We start from the raw sequence: 11,946 nt of genomic DNA on the forward strand, positions 1-11,946 counted from the left end.
TCAAAAGCGTTTAGTTACAATTAACTGGACATTAAATCTGTTTCTGTATTCTCCTGGCGTATATTCTTCGCGCTCGTAAAGAAAAATTGGGCGCACGAAAAACGAATCGCCTAAACGATGCTGATATTGCAATCCAACTCTAAAAGCTTCTAATGGTTGTGTGAAACCGTTATAAAGATACAAGTACGGAACTGTTCCGTATTGAAGTTCCAATCTTATGATTCTTTCTTTTTCTTCATTGGTTCTCTGTAAACTTAAAACATGAGAAAACAATGAATTTCCTGTATCATAATATGGTCTGTATGCCAATATATAACTTCCTGTATTGTATGCAACCTGACCAGTCAATAACGTTATATCATCTGATTCAAAATGCATAAATCGAGCTCCAAATGCAAAATCAAATTTTTTAACTGGTGCAAAATAATATTCTAAACCTGCCTTTCCAACGGGAAATAATGTTTCACCTGTTGAAAGTCCGGCGTTGGCATATAAATAGCTTTTGTTTGAAAATGTTTGGTAGAAATCAGTTTCAAAAAGCATTTGTGTGTCATTGCCTGTGTTTCCAATGTTTGCGCGCCCCACAATAGCCGATTTGCTGAATTTATGTGAATATTCAACATACCCATAATGCAAAGGCGATTGCCCTGGTTCTGAAGTAGAAATATTAAGATAAGACGCTGCGATTGCATTTTTAGCTTTTTTACCTATAAGCGTTCGAATGCTTTTAAACGGCTGAGTACTATTATCTGCAATTGATGCTTTTTCAATAACTTCCAGCGCTTCCTGATCGCGATTTAGTTTTTCAAGACAACTTGCTTTTGTTTTAACTACATCTACCGATTTTGGATCAATTGCCAAATATTTATCGCAATACACAATACATTTTTCATATTGTTCCGACCAAAAATAAGTATTGATAATTGCCTGTACAGCATCAGGATTCGGATTTGTTCTGTCTGTTAATGGCGCCAACATTTTTATTGATGAAGGATAGTCTTTTTTCCAGCTGTAAATTCGTCCTGCATACACCTGAATATCTTCGTTTTCAGGGAATTTAGCACCCAAAGGTTCAATTAAGGATAATGCTTTATCAAAATTTCCTTTTTCTGTTTCTTGTTTTACCTGAGCCAAGACGGCATCGATATTTATTTCCTGTCCAAAAGAAATGGATGAAACAAACAACAAAACAATTGAATAATATAGAAATTTCATTACGATTTGATTTTTAGGAGCTTATTAATTCGCACTAAAAGAACGGCAGGACTGATTGGCTTTGCAATAAATTCATTTGCGCCAATATCAAAAGAATCCAATTCTGTCTGTTCAACACCGGAAGAAGTAAGTATGATTATAGGAAGATCTGAATTAATAGTTTCCCTGACATATTGCGTAATTTCCATTCCGCTAATGCCTGGCATGTTTATATCGGTCAAAATCAAGTCGTAATTGTTTTTTTCGATGGCTTCAAGCGCATCTTTTCCATCAGAAAACTGGTCAACAGCAAATCCTTTGGACTCTAGAAAAAATGATAATGATTTGCGTAAGATATCATTATCTTCGGCTAAAATGATTCTCATTGTTATGATATTTTGAGGCAAAAATTCAATTTATATTTGGCTTATATGTAAAGCTAAGGCTTATTTCTTTTTTATCAAAGCTCCTTCAGGATTTTAACGGTCTCCTCGATTCCGTAATGCAGTATATTTATTTTGTTTTCACTTTCAGAAGTAAATTCATTATTTATGGCTTCTTCTTCAATAATCGACAAACAATTTGTCAAATCAGTTAGCATAAAAATATCTAAACTGGATTTCATATTATGCGCTAATTTCTTAACTGCATCATGATCTTCATTTTTAAATGCTTCTTCAAGCTGAGCCGTTTGACTCGGAATTTTATCTAAAAAAAGATCAATCATTTCTTTTCTAAAATCTGGGCTTCCGCATGCCATTTCATCCAAAATAGAAAAATCAATAATTCTTCTTCTTCCACGATCAGCATCTTGGCTCATAACCGTTTTTATCGCTTTTAAAAGAACAGACTGTTTAAAAGGTTTTGGTACATAAGCATTCATTCCAACTTTATAACAACGTTCCTGCTCTCCAACAAGAGAATGTGCTGTCATGGCAATAATCGGAATATCTGATTTCATTTCATTTCTGATGTATTCCGTTGTCTGATAACCATCTTTAATTGGCATTTGAAGATCCATCAAAACTAAATCGTATTGGTGCTTCGATAAAAGTTCAATGCCTTCTTCTCCATTTTCAGCGATGTCTAATTCAAAACCAAAGTTCTGCACTACGCTTTTTGCTAATTTCTGATTTAGCACGTTGTCTTCGCAAAGCAAAATTTTCAGATTTCCAAGATCATTTTTTGATATTGTTTTAACTGAATCTACTTTCGCATCTGCTTTTTTATACGAAAGGACAAAAGAAAATTCTGAACCGCGACCTTCCTTGCTTTTAACTTGAATTTCAGATTTTTGAAGTTCAATCAACTGTTTTACAATGTTTAATCCGAGTCCAGTGCCACCAAATCTACGCGTTGTACTTTCTTCAGCTTGGGTAAAACGTTCAAAAATGGAATTAAGTTTATCTTCAGGAATTCCGATTCCGGTATCTTTTACAGAAAATCGAAGGGAATAATGTTCTTCTGTTTCTTCCACCTTTTTCACAGAAACCGTTACATCACCATCATGCGTAAACTTTAGCGCATTTCCGATAAGATTTACTAAAATTTGATTCAATCTTCCTTGATCGCCAATAACTATATCGGGCATATCAGCATCTAAAAAGAGATTGAATTCAACTTCTTTATGCGCTTTTACTTTTAATAGATTATAAACATGTTTGAGGGTTTTTTTCAGATTAAAAGGCTCAGCATCGATGGTTAAATTTCCTGATTCCATTTTAGAAAGATCCAAAATATCATTTACAATCAAAAGCAGATTTTCTCCTGCAATTTGGACACTTTCAATATAATCGCGTTGTGTTTCATCAAGTTCCGTTTGGGCCAAAAGATCTGTAAAACCAATTATGGCGTTTAATGGCGTACGGATTTCGTGACTCATATTGGCCAAAAAACTGTCTTTTGCCAAAACAGCACGTTCTGCAATTTTTTTCTGAGCGGCCAACTCAATATTTTTAGTCCGAACTTCCAGCTGATTTATTACGTGTTTTGCAACAATCGAAAGTGCATTTCGTTGATTTTCATCTAATGTTTTTGTAACATGATCTATGGCGCAAATAGTTCCAATATTAAATCCGTCAGGCGTTGTAAGTGGAATTCCGGCATAGAATCGCACTTTAAAACCTCCTGTAACATTAGGGTCATCTTTAAAACGGTCGTTCAAAAATGTGTCGCTAATTTCGATCATTTCTGATTCCATAATCGTGTATTTACAAAAACTGATTTCGCGGGGAACTTCAGAAACGCCTATTCCGATTTCAGATTTGAACCATTGTCTGCTCTCATCAATAAAAGAAATATGGGCAATTGGCACACCGCAGATATAAGAAACAAGCTTCGTAGCATCGTCAAAAGCATGATCTGGGAGTGTGTCTAAGATATTATAACGTTTTAGGGCTGCTAAACGTTCAAATTCGTTTTCTGGAATTGGATTTTCTGTACTCATTAATTAAGTGGTAAAGGCTATAAAGTTACAGCATTTCTGCCAAAATTCAGCATAAATTGCCTTTTCAAGGCAATGTTTTACGCTATAATATTCCATACAGAAAAAATGTAATCGGTTTCAGACTTCACGTGAGTGACTAATAGCTTAATAAAGCACACAGATAACACGGATTAAAGGGATTTTCACTGATTATTTATAAAATCTGTTTAATCCGTGTTATCTGTGTGCCATTTACAAATGGTTAAAAATTATTAAAAACAAAAACAGCAGTAACAAAAATTACTGCTGTTTTCTCCTAATATAACCAACAACTAAGCGAACAAATAAACTTCTCTAATCTGGATTTGCCAGTATTTTGTATAATTCTGCATTTGAAATGTAAAATTGATTTTCAATGCTGATTTGTGACAGTTTTGCGCTTACCAAATTATTTTCTCTGGAATTAATGAGGAAAATCGAACTTTCGCCAAATGAAAACAGTTTTTCCTCTGAATTTAGCATTGTTACATAATCCTTTACCAAATTATCAATTACCTTTTTTTGTCTTTTTAAAGACGATATTTCAGTTTGCTGGGCTTTAATTTTATTTTTCAGCTCCAATCTTTGCTGTTCGATATCAAACTTTATATCCTGAATTTTGAATTTTGCCAGTTTAAGGCTTCCTCTTTCTTTTCTCAAAAAAATCGGAATACTAAAATCGACATTAAACTTATAATCATCGGCGTTGAATGAGTTCCAATAAGAAGGCTCTGAAATATAATTGTAGCCAACATTCAACTTAGGAAGCAACGAATTAGCCTTCAATTTTCTATTAATTTCCAACATATCCATCTTCGTTTCTAAAGCCTGAAGTTTTGGATGTGATTCTAGGCCTTCAACTTCAACCATCATCGCATCGGTTTTTAAGGTTGTTTCCAATGTCTGAATCAGGTTCTCTTCTGGTTTTACATTATCTTCCAGTTCTACAGGAACATTTTCAATCCATAAATAATTAGACAGATATAATTTGGCTTTGGCCAATTTCAGGTTTCCATTTTCAACATTCAGTTGTCTATTTCTTACTGTAATTCCGGCTTCAACACTGTCAATTGCAGGCGCGTCACCTAATTCAATTAACTTTTTTACGCCTTCAAAACGTTTGCTTGCAAAGCCTAAATATCGATTGTAAAGTTCGGCTTCGTTATAACTTTTTCTCCATTCAAAATACGCCTCGCTTGCTTTGTACAACACTTCAATTGCTTTTAATTTTCGTTGTGCATCGCTCAATTTTAATTGCAGTTTTCCTTCGCGAACATCCGCCATTCTTTGATTGATGAACATTCCTTGTCCTAAAGCAACATTTATTCCCAAAGAAGTCAAACCCGCCTCAGGAGTTTTATTCTGCGGATTAAAATATTGTCCATCAGTATCGTCAAAACCTGCTTTTATTTCAATTCCGTACCAAGTTGGGATTTTGAAACTGCTGTTTAATAGCGAATAATATTCCGTTCCTTTAAATTCTTTTTTGCTGTAATCAACTTCAATTTTAGGATCAAATCCGCCACGTGCAACCATCAATGCCGCCTGTGCATTACTGATTTCAAGATTAGCCTGTTTTACCAGCGGATGGTATTTTTTGACGTATCCTAAAAATTCGCTGTAACTTAATTCCTCTTTATTAAAATCCTGACCGTATGAAACAGAAAAACTGAATAAAAATAAAAGAGAAAACAGTCTTACACCGTATTTCAATTTATTTTTTGTCCTTTTCATATTTTGCCTCTTTTACATCTGACTTATAATAATTTGGTGGAAAACCATTCAGATTTCGCCATATTTCATACCAAACCGAAACGGTTTCCAGCAAAGCAATACTTTGTGCTCCTGCTCCAATACTTAATTCTTTAGGCCATTTATTGTCAGGACCATCGGGAGAAATAAGTACTCTGTATTTTCCGTTGGAACTAATAAAATTTTCAATTGCTACAATTCTTCCGCCATAAGTTCCGTATGATAAACCTGGCCATCCTGAGAACACGATTCTTGGCCATCCGTCAAACCAAACTCTTACTTTTGCACCGCGATGTACTAACGGAAGGTCGATTGGATCGACGTAAGTTTCAACCGCAATATCATAACTTGACGGCATGATACTTACAATTGGAGTTCCTTCTTTAATCGTTTCTCCCAAACCAGCCAGCAAAGCACGGTTTACATAACCACTTTGAGGTGCTGTTATGTAATACAAACCGTTTCTCAGACTGTAATTTACATATTGATTTTCAAGTTTATTTACCTGAGCTTCTGTGTCATATTGTGTGCTAAGAGCGGTGAATTTATCACTTCTTGATTTCGAAATTTTCTCAGCATATTCAGCCGTAATTCGGTTAATTTCAACTCTTGCGTTTATCAATTCGTTTTTGCTGCTTAAAAGCTTATTTTGCTGCGTAATGATATATGCTTCCGATTCCTGAAGTTTCAGTCTTTTTTGTTCGACATCTGTCAGCGGTTTTAAACCTTCTTTATTTAAAGCAGTTGAACGATCAAATTGTGTTTTAGCAATTCTTAACTGTGTTTTTACAGCTTCAAGATCCATACTGTCACTTTTAATTTTAAGCTGTGACTGTTTTATTTTATTTTGCGCCTGCTGTAGTTTTAATTCTCTTTCTGTACTAAGCGATTTTGCCTGAACTTCAAGAGAATTTACCTTGTCGCCATAGGATTCAACCGCCATCTTTTTAGCGTCAACCTGCTGTTTTGTATTACCAACAAGGTTTGGATCCAGATAATCTTCTTTTACTTCAGAAATAAAAACAATCGTATCGCCTTTTTTTACATAATCACCTTCCTGCACATACCACTTCTCGATTCTTCCGGCAATGGCGTTGTGAACCGTTTGCGGTCTTTGATCTGGTTTTAAAGTCGTAACCGAACCACTTCCTGAAATATTCTGTGTCCAGGGAAGAAACAAACAACCTACAGAGAACAATAAAAATCCGATGATGACTCTGTTTAAAATTTTATAATGAGGTCTTCGGGCAACACTTGTTATCGAAGTATACTTTCCCGGAGTTATAAGAATATTATTGTCTTTTGATATATTGAGCATGATTATAGCTTTATGTCGTTAATGATTTTTCCGTCGTCAATGGTTATCATTCGGTCGCATTTATTCTTCCAAATATCATTTTTAGAAGTTACGATTACCGTCCAGTCATTTTCCTGAGAAAGTAAAAAATCAACAATTTTTCCCGATGTCAGTTCGTCCATTTTATCAACAGGATCTTCAAGGAATAATATATTTGGTTTGTGAACAATACTTCTGGCAAGCAAAATCTTTTGAATATCGGATGCCGAAAGTTCATGTCCGCCCGGATGAACCTGATGCTCCAGACCGTTAGGGAATGTTTTAATATCCGGCGTCAGACCAACACTGTCTAAAGCCCACTTCAAGTCATCATTATTTAGTTCTTCATTTCCAAAAAGAATATTCTCTCTAATTGTACCGGCAAAAAGTGTATCGCCCTGCAAATAAGTACCAGCCTGTGCTCTATAACTATCTTCATCAAGTCGGTTCATAAAAGTATCCGTCACATACATGGCGCCACTTTCGGGCTCCAGCAAACCTGCAAGTAGCCTAACCAAAGTACTTTTTCCTGCACCATTCGTTCCTCGCAATATTATTTTTTCACCTTGATTTATTTTCAGATTGATATTTTTAAGAGATTTTTTATTGTGATCTGGATAATTGTACGTAACACTTTCGGTTTCGATTGTAATTCCGGCTTCACTGATTGCAGTCTTTTCTGGAATACACGAAGTTTCCATATCAGTCACCTGACCAATTTTTTCTACAGATGTCAATACATCATAAAAAGATTCTAGTCCGAAAATGATTTTTTCTACTGAATTGATTAACAACACAATAACAATTTCAGCTGCTACAAACTGCCCAATGTTCATTTGATGGTGAATTACCAGAAAACCACCAATAGACAACAAGGCAGCCGTAACAATTACCTTAAAAATAGTAAGCTGAATGTATTGTTTTTTCATTACCTGAAAGTGCTTTTCACGATTATCTATGTATTTCGTTACATAGCCGTCATTGCGTTTCAGCGCATATTCGAAACCGCCTTTTTTACGAAAGCTATCACGATTTCGGGCAATTTCCTGAAGCCAGGCCGCTACTTTATATTTAAATTTTGATTCGTTAAGACTTGTTTCCAAACCGTCTTTATACGAAAATTTAAAAATGATGTATAAAATGGCAATAAACAAAAGCCCAATTACCATAAAAAAGGAATGATATAAAGCCAATAAAATGATTCCCAGACCAACTTGCAAAAAAGCAGTACAGAAATCCAGAAGCAATTTTGCAGTTCCTTTTTGAACCATCAGCGTATCGAAAAATCGGTTCGCTTTTTCGGGTGCATACTCAGAATACATTTCTTTAAATTTAATTAAAGGCATTCTGTAAGCAAACTCAAATGATGAACGCACAAAAATTCGCTGTTGCAAATTCTCTACAATTCGAAGCTGTAAAATGGTCAAAACGCCACCAAAACCAACTCCGATGGTTACCAGAATTACGAGAATAATCCAGGAAACACTCAGCTGTCCGCTTTGAATAAAATTGATAATGGCCTGAATTCCTAGCGGAAGCGAAAGATTTACTAAACCGGCAAATGCGGCATAAAATATTATTTGATATACATCGCGCTTATCCAATGTAAGCAAGTTGTAAAAACGTTTAAGAGGTGTCATTAATTTATGTATAGATATTACATTAATAGATAATTATTTATATACGAAAAAACTTATACTATGGATTTAGTATATATTTTTTTGCAACAGAAAAAATACTATTTATACAATATTCTGAGGAGGGCGCAGATGAATCTTGCCATGAAATCCAAAAGAGAAAATGTGATTATTGATATAATTTTTTCCATTGACATGAAACTGAAAATATAAATCAGTCAATGAGGAATCAAATGGAATTATATATTCAAACAATGGAATACCTTTTGCTTGTTTTGTTGATTTGGTTTCCTTTGTTTCATAATCGTCCAATTCTTCCGAAATACTGTCACATTTGAATAATTTTTTTAAGAAATTGCATGTCATTCCTTTGACAGAATGTTGTTCGGTATTATTATTTACAATTCTGACAAATGTTCCGGAAAAATTAATACTGTTCATTAAAAAATAGCCAATCAGCAATGCATGAAGGCATTTACAAGCAATACTATTTCTAATTTTTTCTAACATTTTTCTACTCTTAATGGAGCGCAAGTTAGGACGAAATTTTCGGCGCTACATTAAAATAACATTAGAATTGAATCTGGTTTTGTTATTTTTTTCTTAAAAAAAAGAGGTTCAAAAATGGTATTGGTTGCATTTTCTTCTCATTTTATTTTTGGCCCAAATGCTTAAAAATTTTTCTTTTTTGGAGAGCGCTTGCTAACAATTATTTGAATGCAGTTCTGTTTGCCGAAAGGAGTATCAAATGAACATAATAAGTATAATTATTATTACTAAAAATGTAATTTCAATCATTAGCGGTTCTTTAAAAGAAAGTTTGCCTCGCACAGTTTAATACAATGATTATCAGTGTAGTTATTTTCTCTCAATAAGTTATTATTTTTATCTTTTGAGATACAAACGGGTATTTATACTTATTTATAACTGTAACTTAAGTTCTATTTTTGAGTACCAAAAAAATAACCAACCAGTTTAAAACTATGATCTCAGATTTCTTTGAAACTAATAACTATTTTGTAGACAAAAAAAATGGCTTTCAGGAAAGCTGTCATATTTATAACGAAAGAAGAGAAAGAATAGGCCGAATTAAACAAAAATTCAGTTTTATTCAAAAAATCCTTCCAGCAGTTATTAGCAAAGCAATACTTCCTTTCAATATTGAAATTAGAAGTGCAAATGGCGGTTTAGAAGCTACTATTTCAAAAAGAGGCAATTTCTTAAAATCGGAAATTGTAATTCAGGATAGTACTGGAAAAAAAATAGGAATTATAAATCCAAAATTCAGCTTTTCAAAACCTGAATTTAAGATTCTAAACACTTCCAATCATGTTATTGCAGAAATTTGTGATGTCTGGAAAAAATCTAATTTTATTATTAATGATTCCTCCGAAAATCAGATTGGATCAATAAACAACAACTGGAACGGAACTCTGAAAAAAACAACTACAGCTACAGACAGTTACAAAATAAGTGTCATGCCAAATTATTCTAAATATGAAGAAAAGATAGCTGTTTTATCTAGCGCAATTGTTCTTAATATGTGCTTTTTAAGCTAGAAGGCATCTTAATATTATTTAGATTGTTTTACATATTGAAATTTATTTTGATTGAATTAAAAGTTTAGTAGAGTTGAAAAAAGTCATTCTATTAATCCTCTAAAATAGACTTAAAAGGCAATAAATACTTTAATTAAATGTTTATACATAATAGAGATAAACAAATTAATTTTAAGAATATATGCATTTAGTACAATTGAAAAATAGAATAGGATTTTTGACTTTAATTCTTGTAATCGGAATTTCGATTCAAGGTTATGCGCAAAAAGAACTGGATAACAAATACAAGCCAATTCCGGCGAAAACTCCAAAAGCAAAAGAAGTTGTTCCGCCAAAAGAAGAAGCTCCAAAAGTTAATCCGCCAGCACCTGTTGAAAAGCCAGATCCTTCGAAAATTGATCCAAAAGAATTATTCAAGGATACCAATTTGTATAAGTCACCAGCAAATGTAGAAGGGATTTTTTACAGACAAAATCAATTTTTGGGAAGCTTTAAAACCTCAACTTTTACCTCAACAATTCGTTATCGCGACGCTGCTTTTGTAGATGGCGATAAAATAAAAGTATATTTAAACGATAAGGTAATTGAGCCTGAAGTTACAATGAATGGAGAATATCAAGGTTTTAAAATAACATTGGTACCTGGAATTAATAAAATTGATTTCGAAGCTTTAAACGAAGGTTCAGCTTCACCAAATACTGCGGAATTCCAAGTGTATGATGACAAAGGCGCAGTAATTGAATCCAGCCAATGGAATGTTGGAACTGGATATAAAGCCACAATTGTTCTGTATAAAGAATAATTCAGGCTTAAGAAATAAAAACAGAAATCAAAAATCCCGCTTTCTATAAAAGCGGGATTTTTAGTTCTATACTAATTCAAAACAAATTTATTCCAAAGGTTCTGGAATTTCCAAAGGATCAACTACAGGTTCTTGATGATCGTCAACCCAAGCAATAAATAATTTATATCCAATTGAAAAAACGATTGGCCCGACAAACAATCCAATAAATCCAGACATAATAAATCCCCCTATAACTCCGAGGAAAATAACAAGCATTGGCACGAGCGCACCTTTACCAAGCAATAGCGGTTTTAAAACATTATCCGAAAGTCCGCTTATGATGAAAAATATCGTCCAGAAAATAGCATAACCCGAATCTCCGGTAGAAAATAAATAAACAATAACGCCAATATTTATTATGATTGGCCCAATCTGTAAAATTGAAAATATCAGACAAATTAAGGTCAAAATTCCAGCATACGGAATATCGGCTAAAAACAACCCGATTGCCTGAATAATGGTTTGGATAACCGCAACTCCTAATATTCCTTTCACAACCTGATAAATTGTCGAAACTGAAATAGTCATGATTTCATCTGCTTCATTACCGGCAATTTTTCGTAGAAATTTCATTGCAAAGCCTTTAGCTCCAGGTGTCACCAACAAAATTCCTGCGATAATAACGGATAATATAAATTGCAGAAATGCCGCGCCTGAACTTAAAATACTTCCCATAATTTTTGCCGAAAATTCTTTTATTTGGTCTTGGTATTTAATTACTCCTTGCTCCAGATCTGTTGACATAGCAAGCAAAAATTCATACAAAGGTTTCCCTATTATCGGCCACTCTTTTATGGATTGACCCGGAGGCGAAATTTTAAGTGTTCCTGCTTCAAAACTGCTTTTCAGTTCTAAAAAATTAGCAGTTGCCGCCTTTAAAAAATAAATTAAGGGCACTAACATTATAGCGATAATTACAATAGTTATAATCACGGATGCCAATGTTTTTCGTCCCTTTAAAGCTTTCTGCAGAAAATCAAATAAAGGAAAAAATACAACCGATAATATTACCGCCCAAAGAATGGGCATAAAAAAGGGCAACAATAATTTGAGGCAAAATCCAACAATTAGGAAAATGAAAAATAATTGTAAAAGAGTATCAAAGAGCTCTTTGCGTTTATTTGAATTTGTTGTTTCCATGTTTATTTTGATTTAGATAT

Annotated in this window: 10 protein-coding genes; 2 read left to right on the plus strand and 8 right to left on the minus strand. The window is 33.7% G+C overall.

Annotation, left to right across the window (positions count from 1 at the left end; genetic code table 11):
* The 7 genes from ACWA1B_RS05770 to ACWA1B_RS05800 form a co-directional block, all read right to left on the minus strand.
* A complete protein-coding gene (locus ACWA1B_RS05770; RefSeq protein ID WP_456904964.1) occupies positions 1–1,215 on the minus strand; it encodes a YaiO family outer membrane beta-barrel protein in 1,215 nt (404 codons plus the stop codon).
* Positions 1,215–1,580 (minus strand): response regulator transcription factor, encoded by a 366-nt coding sequence (locus ACWA1B_RS05775; RefSeq protein ID WP_456904966.1) that lies wholly within the window; start codon positions 1,578–1,580, stop codon positions 1,215–1,217. The genes ACWA1B_RS05770 and ACWA1B_RS05775 overlap by 1 nt, the downstream gene beginning before the upstream one ends.
* A gap of 74 nt (positions 1,581–1,654) precedes the next feature.
* Positions 1,655–3,640 carry an ATP-binding protein gene (locus ACWA1B_RS05780; protein ID WP_456904968.1) on the minus strand — a complete coding sequence of 662 codons (1,986 nt, stop codon included), beginning with the start codon at positions 3,638–3,640 and terminating at the stop codon, positions 1,655–1,657.
* 333 nt (positions 3,641–3,973) lie between these two features.
* Positions 3,974–5,392 (minus strand): TolC family protein, encoded by a 1,419-nt coding sequence (locus ACWA1B_RS05785; RefSeq protein ID WP_456904970.1) that lies wholly within the window; start codon positions 5,390–5,392, stop codon positions 3,974–3,976.
* The gene (locus ACWA1B_RS05790) at positions 5,373–6,728 is read right to left on the minus strand and encodes an HlyD family secretion protein (RefSeq protein WP_456904972.1); all 1,356 of its coding nucleotides are present in this window, start codon (positions 6,726–6,728) and stop codon (positions 5,373–5,375) included. Before ACWA1B_RS05790 ends, ACWA1B_RS05785 begins: the two co-directional genes overlap by 20 nt.
* Before the next feature lie 2 nt (positions 6,729–6,730).
* Positions 6,731–8,386, minus strand: coding sequence for a peptidase domain-containing ABC transporter (locus tag ACWA1B_RS05795; RefSeq protein WP_456904974.1), 1,656 nt, complete (start codon positions 8,384–8,386; stop codon positions 6,731–6,733).
* 102 nt (positions 8,387–8,488) lie between these two features.
* Complete coding sequence (locus tag ACWA1B_RS05800) at positions 8,489–8,893, minus strand: hypothetical protein (protein WP_456904976.1); 405 nt, start codon at positions 8,891–8,893, stop codon at positions 8,489–8,491.
* A gap of 473 nt (positions 8,894–9,366) precedes the next feature.
* Between ACWA1B_RS05800 and ACWA1B_RS05805 the strand changes: the two genes are divergently transcribed.
* Together ACWA1B_RS05805 and ACWA1B_RS05810 are read left to right on the plus strand one after the other, a co-directional pair.
* Positions 9,367–9,942 carry a phospholipid scramblase-related protein gene (locus ACWA1B_RS05805; RefSeq protein WP_456904978.1) on the plus strand — a complete coding sequence of 192 codons (576 nt, stop codon included), beginning with the start codon at positions 9,367–9,369 and terminating at the stop codon, positions 9,940–9,942.
* A 181-nt stretch (positions 9,943–10,123) separates the two neighbouring features.
* Positions 10,124–10,744: a hypothetical protein gene (locus ACWA1B_RS05810; protein ID WP_456904980.1), complete on the plus strand. Its 621-nt coding sequence runs from the start codon at positions 10,124–10,126 to the stop codon at positions 10,742–10,744.
* Positions 10,745–10,831: 87 nt separating this feature from the next.
* Here the strand turns inward: ACWA1B_RS05810 and ACWA1B_RS05815 are convergent, their stop codons facing one another.
* Positions 10,832–11,926 carry an AI-2E family transporter gene (locus tag ACWA1B_RS05815; RefSeq protein ID WP_456904982.1) on the minus strand — a complete coding sequence of 365 codons (1,095 nt, stop codon included), beginning with the start codon at positions 11,924–11,926 and terminating at the stop codon, positions 10,832–10,834.
* Positions 11,927–11,946 lie beyond the last annotated feature (20 nt).

Source organism: Flavobacterium xizangense, assembly GCF_054075145.1.

Bases quoted from the DNA above. Each gene is read 5' to 3' on its own strand.
- ACWA1B_RS05785 (WP_456904970.1), bottom strand. From the start codon at position 5,392: ATGAAAAGGACAAAAAATAAATTGAAATACGGTGTAAGACTGTTTTCT.
- ACWA1B_RS05790 (WP_456904972.1), bottom strand. From the start codon at position 6,728: ATGCTCAATATATCAAAAGACAATAATATTCTTATAACTCCGGGAAAG.
- ACWA1B_RS05815 (WP_456904982.1), bottom strand. From the start codon at position 11,926: ATGGAAACAACAAATTCAAATAAACGCAAAGAGCTCTTTGATACTCTT.
- ACWA1B_RS05805 (WP_456904978.1), top strand. From the start codon at position 9,367: ATGATCTCAGATTTCTTTGAAACTAATAACTATTTTGTAGACAAAAAA.
- ACWA1B_RS05800 (WP_456904976.1), bottom strand. From the start codon at position 8,893: ATGTTAGAAAAAATTAGAAATAGTATTGCTTGTAAATGCCTTCATGCA.
- ACWA1B_RS05795 (WP_456904974.1), bottom strand. From the start codon at position 8,386: ATGACACCTCTTAAACGTTTTTACAACTTGCTTACATTGGATAAGCGC.
- ACWA1B_RS05775 (WP_456904966.1), bottom strand. From the start codon at position 1,580: ATGAGAATCATTTTAGCCGAAGATAATGATATCTTACGCAAATCATTA.
- ACWA1B_RS05780 (WP_456904968.1), bottom strand. From the start codon at position 3,640: ATGAGTACAGAAAATCCAATTCCAGAAAACGAATTTGAACGTTTAGCA.
- ACWA1B_RS05770 (WP_456904964.1), bottom strand. From the start codon at position 1,215: ATGAAATTTCTATATTATTCAATTGTTTTGTTGTTTGTTTCATCCATT.
- ACWA1B_RS05810 (WP_456904980.1), top strand. From the start codon at position 10,124: ATGCATTTAGTACAATTGAAAAATAGAATAGGATTTTTGACTTTAATT.